The organism is Planktothrix mougeotii LEGE 06226, assembly GCF_015207485.1.
Classification (GTDB): domain Bacteria; phylum Cyanobacteriota; class Cyanobacteriia; order Cyanobacteriales; family Microcoleaceae; genus Planktothrix.
The window spans coordinates 25,798-43,224 of sequence record NZ_JADEWU010000051.1; the positions used below are offsets into that span (position 1 = coordinate 25,798).

The window sequence follows — 17,427 nt, forward strand, 5'->3', positions numbered from 1 at the left end:
ACTTACAATTAATCTAAAGAAATAATGAAAGTTAGAGATGTTATTAAAAAATTAGAAAAAGAGGGTTGGTATTTAGCGAGAACGCGAGGGAGTCATCGGCAATTTAAACATCCTGATAAAATAGGAACTGTGACCGTTTCGGGTAAGTTAAGTATTGATGTACCCATCGGAACGCTTAAAAGTATTTGGCGACAAGCACAAATCGAGGAGGATCAATAATGCGTTATGCTATTGTAATTGAAAAAGGCGAAAATAGTTATGGTGCTTATGTCCCTGATTTACCCGGATGTGTAGCAGTGGGTGAAACTGTTGAAGAGGTACGAATTTTAATGCAAGAAGCCATTATTTTTCATTTAGAAGGATTACAAGAAGAAGGGTTTAAAATCCCTGAACCTCTATCAATTTGTGAGTATGTAGAAGCTAAATTATAAAACTGCGATCGCTACCTGGAGGGAGTTCAGAAACCGGGTTTCTTAATTAAGCTTTTTGTTAATAGCAAAGGTTAGGGCAGAAACCCGGTTTCTCGCAAGCGCTGGGGGTCAAAAACTGGGTTTCATATCTTCGATCATAATGTAGATTTAAGATGCGATGGGCTCCGCCCAGCCGAAGGCTATCGCAAATGGAAATGCTAGTGGGGTTCAGAAACCGGGTTTCTTAATTGAGCTTTCTGTTACTAGCAAAAGTTAACGCAGAAACCCGGTTTCTCGGAGTTGTGATTAAGGGAGTCATCGGCAATTAGTAGTAAATGTTAGGGCAGAAACCCGGTTTCTTAAAAGGTTTCTAAATCTGAAACTGAGTTAATAACCACACTCTTTCCCGATACCTGACACCCGACACCTGACACCTGATTTAACCCCCCAAAAAATTTTTCTGCCATTTTGCATAATTTTAGTTTTTTGGATTGATATATCAGTAGAACACAAGAGATTCATCAAGCAGAAGGCCTTCTCGATTCTTCTGTGTTCGTTCTACAACGAACTTAAATGGAGAACTGACTAATGTTGGATATTCTTTTATTCGCTCTATTGAATTTAGCAGTAATTCTACCTCAATATTCGGAAATTTCTGATTCCCCGGTTGAAGCTACCCTTGTCACACAACCCATATCTAACCCCATTTCATATATTATTGCCGATCAAAGTCAAACACCAGAAAATAGTGATCCAATAGTTCCTCCTAACTAAGGATAGTTGCTCAGAGTTTGATATGTAGTAAGCCCTTTAGGGCTAAGAGTCCTGAAGGACTCACTACGGTAAGCCCTTTAGGGCTAAGAGTCCTGAAGGACTCACTACGGTAAGCCCTTTAGGGCTAAGAGTCCTGAAGGACTCACTACGAGGAGGGGAAAAGCGATCGCTAAAATCCTAATACAATAATAGGTATTCCCTAAAAATTTTAAAACATGACCGTTATTATTGCAGGTGAACGCAGTGGCGTTGGTAAAACAACTGTTACGTTAGCCATTTTATCTTATTTAAAACAACAAAATTTTAACGTACAATCTTTTAAGGTTGGCCCTGATTATATTGATCCGATGTTTCATGCCTATGTGACGGGGAAACCTTGTTATAATTTAGATACTATTTTAACATCAGAATCCTATATTAAAAATTGCTATTGTAATCATATTCAAAGTGCTGATTATGGATTAATTGAAGGAGTAATGGGTTTATTTGATGGGATTCCTGATGGCGAAAATGTTCCAATTGCTTCCACGGCTCAAATTGCTTTAATTTTGAATTTACCTGTTATTTTAGTTTTAGATTGTAGTCGATTATCGGGTTCTGTGGCTGCAATTACCCTAGGATTTAAAACCCTTAATCCTCATCTAAATTTAGCAGGTTTGATTTTAAATAAAGTCGGAAGCGATCGCCATTTAGAACTATTAAAAACTTCCTTAAAATCTCTCAATATTCCGATTATAGGGATTTTGAAAAGACAAGACAATATTGAGATCCCTGCTCGTCATTTAGGGTTGATTCCAACGGAAGAACTACCTGAACTAAATTTACTGATTCAAGACTTAGCTAAACTTGCTGAATCTTGGTTTGACTGGGAACAATTATTACCTTTATTAAAATATACTCCAGAAACCAAATTTCATCAAGAAACTGTATTTTTAAACGCCACTGTAGAACCTAGAATTAAAATTGCGATCGCCAGAGATGCTGCTTTTAACTTCTATTATAGCGAAAATTTAGAAATTTTACAACAATTAGGCGCGGAATTAATCGAATGGAGTCCCTTAACCGATAACCACTTACCCCCCGGAATACAAGGATTATATTTTGGCGGCGGGTTTCCAGAAGTATTTGCTGAAAAATTAAGCCAAAATCAGGTTATTTTAGAAGCGGTTAAAAATGCTATTTTAGCAGGAATGCCAACCTATGCCGAATGTGGAGGGTTAATGTATTTATGTGAAAATATTATTGATTTTGAAAATAATTCTTGGTCAATGGTGGGGGTTTTACCGACAACGGCGGTGATGGGAAAACGATTAAAATTAGGGTATTATCAAGCCAAAGCCTTAAAAACAACGCCTTTATTATTAGAAGGAGAAATAATTACCGGACATGAGTTTCATCGTTCAGAATTGCTCGAAAACTCAACTCAACCGTTATATCAAATGCAGCGTTTTTTCTCAGTAGAAAATAATACTTTAATTTTAGAAGGATGGGGAAATCTCCCTAACGTTCATGGGTCTTATTTACATCTTCATTGGGGAGATAAAATTGAGATTCCAATGCGATTTTTAGAGTGTTGTTGCAATAATCAATCTTATATAAAATCCTAAAGAGGAGACTGGAAATTAGACAAAACCATCGGTTTAATTGAAACCCCCCTAGCATTTTCAGCCCAAGCCCTGAAAAGCTATGGTGGAGTGTTAGCAACCGTCAACTTCGATGTTAGCTCAATCTTCAGCGATGATGTCATTGTTAACTACACAGGTGGAGTCACAGACACCACCCAAACAGCAATAGATAACTCAGGCTATGCCGCTGTTACTCAGTCCTTTGCCGTTTATACAAATCCGACTTCTGGGAATGGACTACCCGATGACGGTTTATTTAGCGCTAACAGCTATCATCCAGCAATTCAACTGGGTTACAACAACAATAATAATGGCAATAATGCCCTGATGATTGTTGGTGCCACTGGATCGCTTATGAATTAAAAGAGGAACTCCGAGATATTTATGAAAGCAGTACAACGGTTCTTATGGGAATGAGAAGATTAAAGAAATGGCTCAATTCGGCTCTCATTGTTTTTGGAAAAACCGCCCAAACTCTTAAACCGCATCTTCCCGATATTTGCCATTATTTTATTAATCGAACAACCAGTGGAGTCATGGAGGGATTAAACAACCGGATCAAATTAATTCTTCGTCAAAGCTATGGCTTCAAAAATTTTGAGATGATGCGTGAAAAGCTACTAGCTTGTCTTTCTTTATAAGATTTACTTATCACCATAGGTACAGGAGAGCCGCAGCTAATAATGAACTTTTAGCCACTTTAATTGGTGTCCCTGCTAACTCAATTACCGCTAATTCGTTTACCTTTAATTAACGAAGAAATCCCCACACAGGGTTTCTTGAAGAAACCCTGTTTCTGAACAAATATCTCGGTGATCATACCAAAGTTATATTTCATCCTTAAATGTTTGCTACAAACTCCCCCCTTATTAAGCAGGGCGTTTTCATTCTCCGAAGATTTTTATCAGAAATATACAGGCAAGATGCCTGTACCACAAGGAAATTCAGAACTAGCCTAGAAGAAAATCTAATTATTAAATATTAGTTAATATTTGATAATTAGATCGTGGAACAGGCATCCTGCCTGTTATTGAGAAATTTTAATTTTTGACTAATTTTGAAAATGAAAACCCCCTGCTTATTAAGGGGGGTTGGGGGGATCATCTGTAGCGTTGATAATGGGATGGAATATAATATTATCGCAGAAACCCGGTTTCTCTTTAAAGATTCGGTGAAAACTTCAACAAAATTTTATGCTCCATCATCGTTACCTTTATTTAACCGGACTTCCTTGCTCTGGGATGTTTTTTGTTAGTCAACTGTTAGCTCAACATCCTGAAATTGAGAGTGATTATTTGCGATCGCTTCTTTGTGACTTAGTGCTGAACTTTCGCAACTTTTTGACCACTAACCCCGAATTAATTAACCAATTAAATCAAGATTTTAAGGGGACAATGGAGCGATCGCTCTTAGGAATCAGAGGGTTTATCAACGGATGGTATGAACCAATTTCTCAACCTTGGATTGTTGATTTTAATCCCCAATGGTTGCAGCATTTAGAGTTGGTTCATTTAATTGATCCTATTTCCCCATCAGAAAATCAACCTGATTTTGCTCAATCAGGAATACTTAAACGAATAAGTTCTTAATTGTTGTAGAGTGTTGTCGCAATTACCAACCTTAGATAGATTTTAATTCGACTGAATTTGACTAACATTAATAATGACGGATGAGTTCAAAAGTCTTATGAGTGCTGAAATATCAACTGCTTGGGATAAGGTACAGGAGATGATTAATGATTTTATCATTCTCTTACCGAATCTTGTCTTAGCATTTATTGTTTTCTTTATTTTCTTGTTTATTGCTAGAACAATTAAACAGATGGTGAGACGTTTTACTCAAAATCGTCGCCATGCTCGCAATTTAGGGTTAGTTTTAGGACGATTAGCCCAGGGAACAACAGTTCTGGTCGGTTTATTTATCGCATTATCGATTATTATTCCTTCTTTGAAAGCGGGAGATTTAGTTCAATTATTGGGTATTAGTGGGGTAGCAATTGGGTTTGCTTTTCGGGATATTTTACAGAATTTTCTGGCAGGTATTTTAATTTTATTAACTGAACCCTTCCAAATTAATGATCAAATTGTGTTTAAGGAGTTTGAAGGAACTGTCGAAAATATTCAAACGAGAGCAACAACCATTAGAACCTATGATGGTCGTAGAATTGTGATTCCTAATTCGGAACTATTTACGAATTCAATTATCGTGAATACTGCCTTTGATAACCGTCGTTTAGAATACGATGTTGGTATTGGGTATGGCGATAATATTGAACAAGCCAGACGGTTAATGTTAGAAGCCATGGACGAAACAGAAGGAGTATTAAAACAACCTGAACCTGATGCAATTGTTGTGGCTTTAGCTGAAAGTACCGTCAATATTCGAGCACGTTGGTGGATTCAACCTCCTCGTCGAGCAGATGCTTTAGATTTACAAGATAAGGTGTTAACAGCCATTAAAAATAAGCTGGTTGCTAATGGAATTGACTTAGCATTTCCGACTCAAGTTATTCTATTTCATGACCAAACTGAAGAAAATGATGGCAACCGTTCTCGACAACGGGAAGGATGGCCAGCCGGAAAAGGTGAAGTTCCCCAAACACGAAGTATTGGAGGTTCTTTACGAAAATTAATCGAATTACAATCTCAACAAAATGGCAATTCTAAAACAGAATAATATTTGATTGTAGGGGTTTGGTTTCCAAACCCTCTTATTCCCTGGGTTAATAAGGGCGAGGTTTCCTCGCCCCTACGATTTCGTTAATTTGCTTTCTCTAAAGCTTGCTGAAGAACCTCGACTCCTGCACCTGGAAGATGGGCATTTTCACTAATATATCGTTTCCAAGCTTTTGTTCCGGGTTGTCCTGCAAATATCTCTAATAAATGACGAGTAATAGTATTTAATTTTACCCCTTTTTGTAGCCAATAGTCAATATAAGGATACATCGATTCTATGATTTCTCGGCGAGTCAGAGGGGGTGTTTTTTCTCCATAGATTTCTTGATCTGCGGTTGCAAATAAATAGGGGTGATCATAAGCAGCACGTCCTATCATAACTGCATCCACAAATTGTAATTGTTCTTTGACTTCTGCTAAGGTTTTAAACCCACCATTAATTTCAATCAATAAATGGGGAAATTCTTGTTTTAATTGATGTACTTCTTGATATCGTAATGGGGGAATAGTGCGATTTTCTTTCGGACTTAAACCCTGTAACCACGCTTTACGAGCATGAACCGTAAATTGTTGACATCCGGCTTCAGAAACAATTCTAACAAAATGCGCCATATCTTCATAACTATCCCGGTCATCAATGCCAATTCTATGTTTAACAGTAACGGGAATATTAACCGCTTTTTGCATTGCTTCTATAGCTTTTGCAACTAATTCCGGTTGCGCCATTAAACAGGCTCCAAAATTGCCATTTTGAACGCGATCGCTCGGACACCCAACGTTTAAATTAACCTGATCATATCCCCAATCTTCTGCTATTTTAGCGCAGGTCGCCAGATGATTAGGGTTATCTCCTCCTAACTGTAAAACTAAGGGTTTTTCTTCAGGAGAAAAGCTCAATAATTTTTCATGATCGCCATGCAAAATCGCTGCGGTTGTCACCATTTCAGTATAGAGTAATGTTCGCCGGGTGATTTGTCGCATAAAATAACGATAATGGCGATCGGTGCGATCCATCATGGGGGCAATACTGAGGGGATAGCTTTGATTTAAGGTTGAAATTGATCTCAGATTGTTCATGAAATTTAGGATTTTGTTGCTTTTAATTCTAAGGTAATTCTGATCTTTCCACTAACTGAAGTTGGAGGTTGCCAAGTGAACAGTGATCGTCGAATCTGATCAATGATTATCGCTTCTTTTTGATTATCATCTAAATCTAAATTAGAGTCAAGGTCATCAAAAATTGCTCGTTGGACATTGCCTTGATCAACAATCATTTCAAAGCTGATTTTTCCATTAATAGGAATTGATAAATTTAACCCCTGTAAATAACGATTTAAGTCATCTAAAAGGCTGCGATCGCTGATTCCTGTTAGTTGAATGACTGCAATGGTAGAAGCGGTATTTCGAGCAGCATTTAGCCTTGTATCGAGTATATCTGCACCTTGAAATTGAGGGGGAGAAGATGGAGCCAGTTCTGGGCTTCGTTGACTCCTATAATTATTGTAACCCGATGCTGAACGAACTCGTCCTATAGGCATTGAATTTGTAGATTGAAGTTGCAGGGTTGCAGGTGTGCCAAAAATTCCCTCATAACTGACACCTTCCGGTAATTCTATCGGGACTTCAACGGTATGACGAGTTCCATTTGGATTAACTCGAACTTCTTCACTCACGGCTACAAATGCTGTATAATTTGATAGTAATTGATAGGATAAAGCGGTGCGTGTTACTGCGTCAACTCCTGATTTTGTTTCACCAGAAAACATTTGATTCATCAGTTCTTTAATTTTAGTGCGTCCCCACAATTTAGCAATGGCAATATTACCAGATTCGTTCGTATTAACAGCTGGAAAATTAACAGGTAGGGTTTGTTCATAGCGATCGCCGTTTGCTGTGGTTCCTGTAATTCTTAATAACCCATTGCGTCGATCTAGTTTACGTCCCAATAAGACTAACGGTTGATTATCAAATAAATCCGATAAAGTAATGGGGTAAATTTCAGGTTTTAATCCTTCCCCTTGCCAAGTGATTTCAATATCGGTTAAAATGGGATTATTAATCTGTTTAAAAAAGGTTTCAACAACGGTTTCAGTGGGTTCATCTTGACGAACAATCTGCACTGTTCCTCGTCCCATTTCTCCTAAACGATTTAATAAAAATCGATTCACCGAACTTCCCACCCCAAAACAATAAAACCGATTTCCAGGTTTAAGTTTATTTTGCACTTCTGCAATGACTTCAGAATCATTTCCAATATAACCATCAGTGAGTAAAACAATACTGCGTAACCGACCCGTTGGCGGAGAAGGGAAACGCATCACGGCTTGAATTCCATTTAATAATTCTGTACCGCCATTGGCTTCTAATTGATTAATATAATTGAGGGCTTTTTCTCGGTTAGCCGGGGTATTTTCTAAGGGAGTTTCTGATAAAGTATTAGTCGTATTAGCAAAATCAATAATCGTAAAAGTATCTTCAGCATTTAATCCCTGAATAAACCGTTTCATTAATTCTTTGGATTTTGTCAAGGGTTCACCTTCTTGAGAACCGGAAGTATCCATTAAAAAAATAACGTCTTTGGGAATAATTTGATTAGGGTTATAACGAATTGCAGGTAACAGATAAGTTGCAAAATGTCCCCCTTGGGGATCGGATTCTGTTAAGACCGTCGCCCTTGTATTTTCTCCTGAAATTTGATATCTTAGAATTAGATCCTTATTCGGAATTTGATCCGAGTCATCTAAACGAACAAAAACTCGATTTCCTTGTTGTTGGGTAATAATTTTATGAGAAGTTGAGCGAATATTTTCAATCGGAATTCCGGCATCAATTTCAAGATTAACTTGAATTTTATGGTCTGATTTTGTGTTAGGATCAATAATAGGCGGTGTAATCCGATCTGCATCGGGGACTTGATTGGTATTGGGTTGATTTTTATCAATTAATTGACCGGGAATATAACGGGGGCCAACCACCATCGGAAATACAAATTCATAATCTCCTCCCTCAAATTTTAACTGATCAAGATAGCGAATCGTTACGGATATTTGTTCTCCTGGTTGAATATTGGCTACAGACTGAGTAAAGATATTATCTCGTTCCTGTTCTAATAATGCTGCGGTGCGACCTTGATCTTTAGCACGTTGATAGATTTCTCTCGCGCCTTCTTTGGTTTCAATTCTTGATTTTATCGTGCGATCGCCAATTTTAATCACCATTTGATCAACAGCGGCTTGATCAGGAAGGGGAAACACATAAATCGCTTCTAAAGGTTCTTTAAACGGATTTTCAAAGGTTTGAGAAACTTCTACCTCAGAAAGATTTCCTGAAATTTTAGCGTTAACCTGGGTTTTTTTGAGGGGAAAAACTTGAGTTTGAGTAAGAGATTGAACATATAATCCTCCTACAGGTTTCTCAGATAATTGTTGAGGAAGTTGTGCTAATTTTAACGTTGAAGATTGCTGTTCCAACTGTTGAACGGGACTCGCCAATGTGGGAGAAGTATTCCCGATAAAATTGAAACCGCTAAAAATCAGAATTCCCCAAGAAAGTCTTGCTAAAGTCAATAAAGAGTTCATGAATAAGACTGCCATTATTTAAGTTACAATATGAATCAGGTCTATAAACTAAGACCTAATAAGGATCATAAACGTTCCTGAGCTACATTACTTTTTAGCATTCAGAAGACTCCTGTAGGGACAGCTACAGCTTGCACCTACAATTCATGATTCTATCGTGTTTTGTCCGATATCCTTCCTCCAATTTCAAATTTGACTTTGGATCAGGTCAGTAAACCCCTATAATTAAAAATTAGGTTAGGAATAGAATTTCTATAGTACGTTTTCTCAGAATAAATTATTGATTTCCTATGCTTCACAACACTCTCCCTATTCGGATTTTTATAAGTACCGGAGAAGTTTCCGGTGATTTACAAGGATCACTGTTAATTGAAGCTTTATTCAGACAAGCTAAAAAGGCAGGAATATTAATAGAAATTATAGCATTAGGGGGAGAAAAAATGGCAGCCGCAGGAGCGCTATTATTAGGGAATACCACAGGAATTGGTTCCGTTGGAATTTTAGAATCTATCCCCTATATTATCCCGACCTATTTGATGCAAAAACAAGTCAAACACTATTTAAAAGAGCATCCTCCTGATTTAGTGATTTTAATTGATTATATGGGGCCAAATATTGGGATCGGAAATTTTATTAAACATAACTTGCCAACAATTCCTATTTTTTATTATATTGCACCGCAGGAATGGGTTTGGTCAATCGGCTCTCGCAGTACAGCACAAATTGTTAAACTAACGCATCGTATTCTTGCCATTTTTCCTGAAGAAGCACGTTATTTTCAATCAAAAGGTGCGAAGGTGACATGGGTAGGTCATCCTTTATTAGATCGAATGAAAATGGCTCCAAGTCGTGAAGAATCTCGCCGAAAATTAGGCATTCAACCGGATGAAATTGCGATCGCTTTACTTCCGGCTTCTCGATGGCAAGAAATTAAATATTTAATGCCGATATTATTTGAAGCGGCTCAACAGATTCAAGCTAAAATACCCCAGGTAAAATTTTGGATTCCCTTATCGTTACCCGACTATAAAACAGCGATTGAAACCGCTATTCAAGATTATCAATTAAATGCGGTTTTAGTCTCAACAGTAACCGATAATTATCAAACGTTGGAAGTGTTAGCAGCAGCCGATTTAGCATTAACAAAATCAGGAACCGTTAATTTAGAAATTGCCTTATTAAATGTTCCCCAAGTGGTGGTTTATCGAGTCAGTGCTTTAACGGCTTGGGTTGCTCGTCATTTCCTGAAATTTTCGATTCCCTTTATGTCCCCGACTAATTTAGTACAAATGCAAGCCATTGTTCCTGAATTATTACAAGAAAAAGCCACTCCCGAAAATATCCTTCAAGAGGCGATAGAATTATTAACAAATCAACAAAAACGACAAGAAATGTTAAATCAGTATCAACAGATGAAGCAAGCGTTAGGAGAGGAGGGAGTGTGCGATCGCGCGGCTTTAGAAATTTTAAATAGTCTCCCCAAGTAATTATTTTATGTTATACTAATAATAAATAGCAATTACCCTCTATAGAAATTGAGGAGAATAATTCCCTTGTCGATTATCGTTGTTCAAGATTTAACTCCAACCCAAATACAAGATTTAGAACAACTCTATAAACTCGGATGGTGGAGTCATCAGCGTACCTCAAAAGATATCGAAAAAATGTTAACTCACTCCGATATTATTATTGGTTTAGTAGACTCTGATACCCAAAAATTAATCGGATTTACACGAGTTTTAACAGATTATACCTATCGAGCCTTAATTTGGGATGTTTTGGTGGAGAGTTCCTATCAAAATCAAGGATTAGGGAAAAAATTAATGGCTGAAATTTTAACTCATCCCGATTTACAAGAGGTTGAAACGTTTCTGTTAATGTGTTTACCTGAAATGGTTCCTTTTTATGAAAAATTAGGGTTTCATTCATCAGAGAGTGTTAAATTAATGAGCTTAGAAACCGCAAGTCATTATCAAGAATTTTAAGAAAAACTAGGGAATAGAAAAAAAATAGGAATCAGACAGAAGCCTCATTCCTCAAGCATAAATAAACTGATATTGAAACCTATTCCCTGTTCCCTACAAGATGAAATTTATTTTTCAAAATTGGAAGGACTATCAACCTCATCATCGGAATAGTCTACGGGTCGATATTCAACATAATCAGTTGAATTTGTGTTGCGATTGCGGTCTTCAGAATAACGATATTCTGAAGAAGAAGAAGAAGAAGAGGAGGGACGACGACGAGAACGGGGTGTTTCAGAAACTTCCCAATCCTCTTTCTCTACTGAAGGTGATGCGGGAGGACGGTTAGGACGCTTTCTAGCCGATCTTTCTTCCCGTTCTCTGGGGGGTTCTCCCCAGTCAGATGCAGTGTCAGGACGAGATTCGGGACGGGGACGACGCTTGCGAGGACGATCTTCTACCGGAGGATAGTCAACGCTGCTATTTTTGCGGCTAGAGGGACGCCGACGGACAGCATCATCGTCATAGCTATCGGCTCTACTTAAACGAGTATCCCGACTCCCGCGAATTTGACGAGCCATGGGCATATATTCGTCAGTGGGTTCGAGTTCGTCTAATTCTGCATCGACCCGATAAACGTTACTGACATAGCGTTCATCGTCCACAATCGGAGCTCGTTCTTTGGCTTGGACAACAGCAATTCCTCTGAGGCGAATACTTTCCACCGCAAAGAAAATCGCACTTCCCGTTAATAAAAATTGACCAAACGCTAGAATGGGATCAAGTCGCCATCCCTGAAAGAGCAGAATTCCGCCACAAAGTAAGCCAATGGCCGCAAAGAAAATATCATGATCCCGTGCCAGCTTTGGACGCCAGGAACGCAGAAAATATAATCCAGCACCAGCAACCGCGAGCAAAATCCCGATTAAGCTGCTGAAATTTAAACCTAAATTAACCATTATTCGTTCTCCTATGCCAGTCCTATCTTAGCGAGTTCTCTTGAGAATCTCTACTGATCGGCACTTGTGGATGCGTATTGTTGGCAAATATAAACAGGAGGGGCTAGGGATTCAGATTAAGTTCTGACTTCTTAGCCCCTAAGTTTATCGGTTTAACAAGGATTTTGGCAAGTGTACCAAGACTTGTCTCCAGAGAGTCAGTCTAGGAACGAATGACTTTATCCTTCTGACTGATAAAAATCAGACCGACGGTAGCGGGAATCACCACAATCAGAATTCCAGCCAGCAAACTATAGAAAAAGTTCATCAATGAAGGTGTCATAACAAATGCGATCCTTGTCTTAGAATAATTTCTTGGTCTACTATTTTAACAATACTTGACACTCCATCGTCCTAGAAAGGCGATAATTCTGAGTTAATCCAGTTTTCGGTTAAAATCTGGGGCAGCCATTCCCCGGTTTCTGAGAAAATACCCCAAAACCGTTAAAATTAATCTCAGAAGCAGTAACAAAACTTAAAATATTTTGTCTCATCTTATGAATACAACCATTTTAATGTGGGGTTTAGGCTTAATTCTAGGTTTAATGACGTTTTTGTTTATTTTCAGAATCGTCCTAACTTGGTATCCCCAAGTCAATCAACAGCGTTTTCCCTTCAACTTGATTGTTTGGCCGACAGAACCCTTTTTAGTCGTCACCCGTAAAATCGTTCCTCCTTTGGGAGGTGTAGATATCACCCCGATTATCTGGGTGGGGATTTTCAGTCTGCTGCGGGAAATGCTTCTCGGTCAACAGGGTTTATTAAGAATGATGCAATAACCCCGCAAAAGGCAGAGATTTCAACCCATATTGTTTTCTGGCTCTTGCCTTTTGCAAACGTCCTAATTTTCGTAATAGGTGTAACTCCCACCATCGCAAACATTCACTGCCGATTGAATTAAAGCACCTCGTCCAACGCTGCCATCATCACTAGGGCCTAATACCCCTTTGAAATCATAGTTGCAATCTTCACGGCCATCATTAATCGTGATTTCCGTTGACTCTCCTGGAGGAAGCACATCAACTCCCAAAATATCTTCTTCCCAATCACTGGTACTTGGAGGCGAAGCATAGAATGATTCTAAAGTTCGACTGGTACCGTTAACGAGAGTGAATTTTACACTTTGAGTCTGGGCTTTCGCTCCAGTTGCAAATAAACTCAGTAGCAGGGTTAGTCCAATTAATACTCTAAATTTCGACATAGGTGACAATCCGGTAGAAATTATAGTTGAGTTTATAACAACACAACGACCCTGAACATCCGAGAATTTACTTAACTTTGACGTGGTGGCCTATTGACCCCAGAGGGCGAGATTGTAAGCTTTTAATATTATTAGAGAAGGATTGGATTAAACGGCTGAATCAAAAAGGTGTATTATGTCCGATATCTTGGGGGTTTTGCCCTGAATCTTCATAACAACTCTATTGTCTAAGCCTATTTATGTTACGCCGAATTATTCAATTTTTCAAACGACTGATTCAACGCCTGTTTGGGAAACAGCCCTCTCCTCCATCCCCAACTTCCGAAGCCCTTCCCACTCGGACAGATACGGAATATGAAGCACTGTTTCTGCAACTCTTGGACACAGTGCAACAAGGCGCTAGTCGGGGACAAGTTAAAGGCTGGTTGATTGGGAATAAAGTTCAAGAAGGAGAGTTAGTGGCTTGGTTACAACGCTTTGGAACCCGACTCCTACAAACACCTAGCCAACATGAAGAACTCGCACGACGAATGTTACTGTTAGCGAGTTTGGAAATTGGAGAAATAGGAGATGTTTCAGGACGCATTGGCACAAGTATTTTGGAACAAATAGCTCCACAAAAAGAGCCGGAAAATTTAGATAACAGAGAACCTTATCCAATTATTGATGCGGAATTTGCAGGTGATGGGGTAACGGTTCCCTCTCCTGCACAACCTTCAGAGAATGTTGGGGTTTATCCAATTATTGATGCGGAATTTCTGGAAGATGGAGTAACAGTCTCAACAGAGGAAGAATCCCAAATTATTGAGGAACCTCCTGTTAATTATCAACCGGAAATTCTACCGGAAGAACCCCCAATTATTGAGGAACCTCCTGTTAATTATCAACCGGAAATTCTACCGGAAGAAACCCCAATTATTGAGGAAACTCCTGTTAATTATCAATCGGAAATTCTACCGGAAGAAACCCCAATTATTGAGGAAACTCCTGTTAATTATCAACCGGAAATTCTACCGGAAGAAACCCCAATTATTGAGGAAACTCCTGTTAATTATCAACCGGAAATTCTACCGGAAGAACTCCCAATTATTGAGGAACCTCCTGTTAATTATCAACCGGAAATTCCCTTGGAAGAAACCCCAATTATTGAGAAAACTTCATCTGAGGTGGAGGAATGGTTTGAACAAGGAATTCAACAAGACGAAGCCGGAGATTTTGAAGCTGCTTTACTATCCTTTAATACAGCAATTCAACTCCAACCCGATCATATTTATGTTTGGTTTTATCGGGGTAATACCCTCAAAAGTTTAAACCGACTTGAAGAAGCATTAGACTCCTTTGAACAAGCGATTAGACTGCATCCAGAATATGCTGATGCTTGGAATAATCGCGGCAGTATCTTAGAGATTTTAGGACGAATTGAAGAAGCCTTACAATCCTATGAACTGGCTCTGGAGTTAGAACCGAATGATGCCTATGTTTGGAATAATCGCGGAAACGTGTTATCCGATTTAGGGAGATTAGAAGAAGCATTAGACTGTTATCAACAAGCCATTGAATTAGAACCCAACTATTTTAATGCCTTGTATAATCGAGGATTTTCTCTACTCAATTTAGGGAGATTAGAAGCAGCCTTAATGTCCTTTAATCAAGCTCTGGAATTGCAACCTAATGATGCAGATGTCTGGTATAATCTGGGTCTAACTTTGCAAGAGTTAGGGCAAACTGAAGACGCCGTTGCAGCCTTTGAAAAAGCAAAAGAACTGCAACCCGATGAAGATGAAAGTTAACCCAATACAATAGGGTGCGTGATCCTTCGCTTCGCTCCCCACAGCGCACGCACCCTATTCGTAATCTGAAGTCCTTAAATATTATTTGCTACAAATAATTGTTAGATGGCTAATCACTCTTCTTTATCCTTTTCCATTCCTGTAAGGATCGTGGCTGTTGTTGCGATCGCCTTTTCCCTCATTAGTTGTAGCAGTAAATCTGCCGAATGTACAAAACTGATTAGTGCAATTGGTGAAGGTCAAACCTTAGTGGTTAATCTCACTCCTCAAGGGGATGCAATCACAACCCAAAAACTCTCACAACAATTAAATCAAATTTCTCAGGACATTGAAACCTTAAAAATCCAAGATAAACCTTTACAAACCATTCAAAAAAAAGCTACCCAACAATTTAGAGACCTATCCAACAGCCTCAAACAATTGGGTGAAACCTTAACGACTGCGGAGAAAGTCTCTATTACCCCAGAGGGAAAACAACAACTCTTACAAGCGCGAAAAACTGCCCAAGAAATCGGAGAAAAAGCCAAACAAACCGCCTCTCAAAATGAAGCTTTATTTAAAGAGTTAGTGAATTATTGCCCGAAGAAAAAACCCTAATAAACAGTCTTGACTATTGGCTTTTATTGAGTACCAAGTGCAAAGTCAGAAGCTAATAATTTCCCCGACTTTTCCCCCTGTCCCGAATATTCAAGAATATTCAAGGTAATAAACTCTTAAGTCCCCATCCAGCAACTACCCCAATGAAAAAAGCCCAGAGTTGACCTGTTTTCAAGATATGGTTCCAAGTTCTGACAAAATCAGCAACAATATCCACATCCACTTGTTGAGCTAAAATTGGGGCTTGAGTCATGAGGTCTAAACTGTGATAAAAACTATTAACTCCATCAATAGGATTCAGTATCAGAACTGTGATCATCAAGATTACCTCCGTTGTTGGGTTGAACTTGCAACACCACAAGGGTCATATCATCCCCATTTCGATTTCCTGAACCAATAAATTGTTGAACTTGTTCAAACAAATATTCCAGAATCAATTGGGGATTTCTACAATTTTGACACGCCCACTGAAAAGCTTTACTCAGATTTTCCTCATCAAAGCGATCGCCCCGTTGATTCATAGCATCGGTGAATCCATCCGTATAATAAATTAGGGTATCCCCTGGATCAAGTTGAATTTGGGCTTCATAATAACAAGTATCCGCATCTAAACCAATCAACATTCCCAAAGTATCTAACCGTCGAATCGTATTCGTTGCTACTTGCCATAATAACGGGGGATGGTGAGCAGCATTGCTATAGGACAACATTCGAGTTGCCGGATCATATTCTGAATAAAATAACGTCACAAAGCGGTTAGAATTTTCTAAATCCGCATACATGACTTGATTCAAATGTCCTAAAATTTGAGACGGAGAATGACGGTTTAACACTTCTGCCCGCAACATTCCCCGTGTCATGGTCATAATTAAACCTGCGGGAACCCCTTTGCCCATGACATCCCCAATCACAATACTCCAGCGTTCATCCTGATGAATAGAGGGATGATCACCCCGTTTATCAAAATTAGAGGGGATAAAATCATAATAATCCCCACCCACTCGGTTAGCCGTTTGACATTGGGCTGCAATATCTAAACCGGGGATAGTCGGGCATTTTCGAGGTAGTAATTGTAACTGAATTTCTGCCCCAATTTCTAACTCTCGATCTAAGCGTTCTTTTTCCCGTAGGGATGTTGCTAACTCATCATTAGCGATCGCAACGGCGGTTTGATCCGCGACTAATCGAATTAATTTTTGACGGGTCGGTGTCCAAACATAATTGGCATCATGACTAAAAACATATAACCGTCCCCGTTCCGTATTATTAACCAAAATCGGCGTGCCAAATAGCTGCACATCAGAGCCCAGGTAGCGACTCACCTGATAATCTAAATTCGCTGTATAGGTTTGTAAAGCCGATTCAGACAAGTCTCCCAGGCTGGTTTTTGGCATCAATGAAATTTGTCGGGTCACAGTTTCAATTGCTTGTCGAATATCTTGACACTGGCGTCCTTCCTGACAATGGAGCCGTTGAAACCGCACTTGTCCGTTGGGTTTAAACAGAACTAAGGCACCGCCATCAGCATCCGTTACCCGACTGGCTACTAAGGGAGTTAACTCTAAAAATTGATTCAGGTTGTTGAAGCTACGCAGGGCATACCCCAAGGAACTTAACAACTCGTTCACGTTTTGCTGTTCTCGATGCAAACGCGCCACCAGTTCTTTCAGGGTGAAAACTGGTGTGGTTTCTGGTGTTGCAGAACCCGAAATCGAGTCAGCAAATTGATCGGAGCGTCTGGGTAGGGGCAAGGCTGTCATGTTCAGTTTGAGGGAACAGGGAACCGGGAGTAGGGGAGGGGGAGAAGGGGAGAGG

At 39.1% G+C, this 17,427-nt stretch carries 20 protein-coding genes; 13 read left to right on the forward strand and 7 right to left on the reverse strand.

Annotated features, from left to right (window positions below; translation table 11 throughout):
* Nucleotides 1–24: 24 nt before the first annotated feature.
* From IQ236_RS18825 to IQ236_RS18860, 8 genes are all read left to right on the forward strand, one after another.
* Nucleotides 25–219 (forward strand): type II toxin-antitoxin system HicA family toxin, encoded by a 195-nt coding sequence (locus IQ236_RS18825; protein WP_193870716.1) that lies wholly within the window; start codon nt 25–27, stop codon nt 217–219.
* The gene (locus tag IQ236_RS18830; RefSeq protein WP_193870717.1) at nt 219–431 is read left to right on the forward strand and encodes a type II toxin-antitoxin system HicB family antitoxin; all 213 of its coding nucleotides are present in this window, start codon (nt 219–221) and stop codon (nt 429–431) included. The genes IQ236_RS18825 and IQ236_RS18830 overlap by 1 nt, the downstream gene beginning before the upstream one ends.
* A gap of 567 nt (nt 432–998) precedes the next feature.
* Nucleotides 999–1,184, forward strand: a complete 186-nt coding sequence (locus tag IQ236_RS18835) for a hypothetical protein (RefSeq protein WP_193870718.1) — start codon at nt 999–1,001, stop codon at nt 1,182–1,184.
* A gap of 215 nt (nt 1,185–1,399) precedes the next feature.
* A complete protein-coding gene (locus IQ236_RS18840) occupies nt 1,400–2,791 on the forward strand; it encodes a cobyrinate a,c-diamide synthase (protein WP_193870719.1) in 1,392 nt (463 codons plus the stop codon).
* An 87-nt stretch (nt 2,792–2,878) separates the two neighbouring features.
* Nucleotides 2,879–3,172, forward strand: coding sequence for a hypothetical protein (locus IQ236_RS18845; protein ID WP_193870720.1), 294 nt, complete (start codon nt 2,879–2,881; stop codon nt 3,170–3,172).
* Between the two features lie 44 nt (nt 3,173–3,216).
* Complete coding sequence (locus tag IQ236_RS18850) at nt 3,217–3,450, forward strand: transposase (RefSeq protein ID WP_228041737.1); 234 nt, start codon at nt 3,217–3,219, stop codon at nt 3,448–3,450.
* A gap of 552 nt (nt 3,451–4,002) precedes the next feature.
* Nucleotides 4,003–4,398 (forward strand): hypothetical protein, encoded by a 396-nt coding sequence (locus tag IQ236_RS18855; protein ID WP_193870721.1) that lies wholly within the window; start codon nt 4,003–4,005, stop codon nt 4,396–4,398.
* 97 nt (nt 4,399–4,495) lie between these two features.
* Nucleotides 4,496–5,485: a mechanosensitive ion channel family protein gene (locus IQ236_RS18860; RefSeq protein WP_193870722.1), complete on the forward strand. Its 990-nt coding sequence runs from the start codon at nt 4,496–4,498 to the stop codon at nt 5,483–5,485.
* 83 nt (nt 5,486–5,568) lie between these two features.
* On the opposite strand, the gene dusA is transcribed toward IQ236_RS18860, so the two are convergent.
* Both dusA and IQ236_RS18870 read right to left on the reverse strand, forming a co-directional pair.
* A complete protein-coding gene (gene dusA, locus IQ236_RS18865) occupies nt 5,569–6,561 on the reverse strand; it encodes a tRNA dihydrouridine(20/20a) synthase DusA (RefSeq protein WP_193870723.1) in 993 nt (330 codons plus the stop codon).
* A 5-nt stretch (nt 6,562–6,566) separates the two neighbouring features.
* A complete protein-coding gene (locus IQ236_RS18870; protein WP_228041738.1) occupies nt 6,567–9,062 on the reverse strand; it encodes a VIT domain-containing protein in 2,496 nt (831 codons plus the stop codon).
* 290 nt (nt 9,063–9,352) lie between these two features.
* On the opposite strand from IQ236_RS18870, the gene lpxB reads away from it, so the two are divergent.
* Both lpxB and IQ236_RS18880 read left to right on the forward strand, forming a co-directional pair.
* Complete coding sequence (lpxB, locus tag IQ236_RS18875) at nt 9,353–10,549, forward strand: lipid-A-disaccharide synthase (protein ID WP_228041739.1); 1,197 nt, start codon at nt 9,353–9,355, stop codon at nt 10,547–10,549.
* A gap of 66 nt (nt 10,550–10,615) precedes the next feature.
* A complete protein-coding gene (locus IQ236_RS18880; RefSeq protein WP_193870725.1) occupies nt 10,616–11,047 on the forward strand; it encodes a GNAT family N-acetyltransferase in 432 nt (143 codons plus the stop codon).
* Between the two features lie 107 nt (nt 11,048–11,154).
* On the opposite strand, the gene IQ236_RS18885 is transcribed toward IQ236_RS18880, so the two are convergent.
* Nucleotides 11,155–11,985, reverse strand: a complete 831-nt coding sequence (locus tag IQ236_RS18885) for a Ycf66 family protein (protein WP_193870726.1) — start codon at nt 11,983–11,985, stop codon at nt 11,155–11,157.
* A gap of 202 nt (nt 11,986–12,187) precedes the next feature.
* Nucleotides 12,188–12,307: a photosystem II reaction center X protein gene (psbX, locus tag IQ236_RS18890; protein ID WP_083617394.1), complete on the reverse strand. Its 120-nt coding sequence runs from the start codon at nt 12,305–12,307 to the stop codon at nt 12,188–12,190.
* 214 nt (nt 12,308–12,521) lie between these two features.
* Here psbX and IQ236_RS18895 point away from each other — a divergent pair, with 214 nt between their 5' ends.
* Complete coding sequence (locus tag IQ236_RS18895; protein ID WP_193870727.1) at nt 12,522–12,803, forward strand: YggT family protein; 282 nt, start codon at nt 12,522–12,524, stop codon at nt 12,801–12,803.
* Nucleotides 12,804–12,865: 62 nt separating this feature from the next.
* Here the strand turns inward: IQ236_RS18895 and IQ236_RS18900 are convergent, their stop codons facing one another.
* Nucleotides 12,866–13,225 (reverse strand): hypothetical protein, encoded by a 360-nt coding sequence (locus IQ236_RS18900; RefSeq protein ID WP_193870728.1) that lies wholly within the window; start codon nt 13,223–13,225, stop codon nt 12,866–12,868.
* Nucleotides 13,226–13,464: 239 nt separating this feature from the next.
* Between IQ236_RS18900 and IQ236_RS18905 the strand changes: the two genes are divergently transcribed.
* Together IQ236_RS18905 and IQ236_RS18910 are read left to right on the forward strand one after the other, a co-directional pair.
* Nucleotides 13,465–15,015, forward strand: a complete 1,551-nt coding sequence (locus IQ236_RS18905) for a tetratricopeptide repeat protein (protein ID WP_193870729.1) — start codon at nt 13,465–13,467, stop codon at nt 15,013–15,015.
* Nucleotides 15,016–15,120: 105 nt separating this feature from the next.
* Nucleotides 15,121–15,612 (forward strand): hypothetical protein, encoded by a 492-nt coding sequence (locus tag IQ236_RS18910; protein WP_193870730.1) that lies wholly within the window; start codon nt 15,121–15,123, stop codon nt 15,610–15,612.
* 100 nt (nt 15,613–15,712) lie between these two features.
* Here IQ236_RS18910 and IQ236_RS18915 read toward each other — a convergent pair whose 3' ends face one another.
* The gene (locus IQ236_RS18915; protein WP_190523158.1) at nt 15,713–15,931 is read right to left on the reverse strand and encodes a hypothetical protein; all 219 of its coding nucleotides are present in this window, start codon (nt 15,929–15,931) and stop codon (nt 15,713–15,715) included.
* Nucleotides 15,900–17,372 carry a GAF domain-containing SpoIIE family protein phosphatase gene (locus IQ236_RS18920; RefSeq protein WP_193870731.1) on the reverse strand — a complete coding sequence of 491 codons (1,473 nt, stop codon included), beginning with the start codon at nt 17,370–17,372 and terminating at the stop codon, nt 15,900–15,902. The genes IQ236_RS18915 and IQ236_RS18920 overlap by 32 nt, the downstream gene beginning before the upstream one ends.
* Between the last annotated feature and the right edge of the window lie 55 nt (nt 17,373–17,427).

Excerpts from the sequence above, each read along its gene's own strand:
- IQ236_RS18825 (WP_193870716.1), top strand. The coding sequence starts at position 25 with ATGAAAGTTAGAGATGTTATTAAAAAATTAGAAAAAGAGGGTTGGTAT.
- IQ236_RS18830 (WP_193870717.1), top strand. The coding sequence starts at position 219 with ATGCGTTATGCTATTGTAATTGAAAAAGGCGAAAATAGTTATGGTGCT.
- IQ236_RS18835 (WP_193870718.1), top strand. The coding sequence starts at position 999 with ATGTTGGATATTCTTTTATTCGCTCTATTGAATTTAGCAGTAATTCTA.
- IQ236_RS18840 (WP_193870719.1), top strand. The coding sequence starts at position 1,400 with ATGACCGTTATTATTGCAGGTGAACGCAGTGGCGTTGGTAAAACAACT.
- IQ236_RS18850 (WP_228041737.1), top strand. The coding sequence starts at position 3,217 with ATGGGAATGAGAAGATTAAAGAAATGGCTCAATTCGGCTCTCATTGTT.
- IQ236_RS18855 (WP_193870721.1), top strand. The coding sequence starts at position 4,003 with ATGCTCCATCATCGTTACCTTTATTTAACCGGACTTCCTTGCTCTGGG.
- IQ236_RS18860 (WP_193870722.1), top strand. The coding sequence starts at position 4,496 with ATGAGTGCTGAAATATCAACTGCTTGGGATAAGGTACAGGAGATGATT.
- dusA (WP_193870723.1), bottom strand. The coding sequence starts at position 6,561 with ATGAACAATCTGAGATCAATTTCAACCTTAAATCAAAGCTATCCCCTC.
- IQ236_RS18870 (WP_228041738.1), bottom strand. The coding sequence starts at position 9,062 with ATGAACTCTTTATTGACTTTAGCAAGACTTTCTTGGGGAATTCTGATT.
- lpxB (WP_228041739.1), top strand. The coding sequence starts at position 9,353 with ATGCTTCACAACACTCTCCCTATTCGGATTTTTATAAGTACCGGAGAA.
- IQ236_RS18885 (WP_193870726.1), bottom strand. The coding sequence starts at position 11,985 with ATGGTTAATTTAGGTTTAAATTTCAGCAGCTTAATCGGGATTTTGCTC.
- psbX (WP_083617394.1), bottom strand. The coding sequence starts at position 12,307 with ATGACACCTTCATTGATGAACTTTTTCTATAGTTTGCTGGCTGGAATT.
- IQ236_RS18895 (WP_193870727.1), top strand. The coding sequence starts at position 12,522 with ATGAATACAACCATTTTAATGTGGGGTTTAGGCTTAATTCTAGGTTTA.
- IQ236_RS18900 (WP_193870728.1), bottom strand. The coding sequence starts at position 13,225 with ATGTCGAAATTTAGAGTATTAATTGGACTAACCCTGCTACTGAGTTTA.
- IQ236_RS18905 (WP_193870729.1), top strand. The coding sequence starts at position 13,465 with ATGTTACGCCGAATTATTCAATTTTTCAAACGACTGATTCAACGCCTG.
- IQ236_RS18910 (WP_193870730.1), top strand. The coding sequence starts at position 15,121 with ATGGCTAATCACTCTTCTTTATCCTTTTCCATTCCTGTAAGGATCGTG.
- IQ236_RS18915 (WP_190523158.1), bottom strand. The coding sequence starts at position 15,931 with ATGATCACAGTTCTGATACTGAATCCTATTGATGGAGTTAATAGTTTT.
- IQ236_RS18920 (WP_193870731.1), bottom strand. The coding sequence starts at position 17,372 with ATGACAGCCTTGCCCCTACCCAGACGCTCCGATCAATTTGCTGACTCG.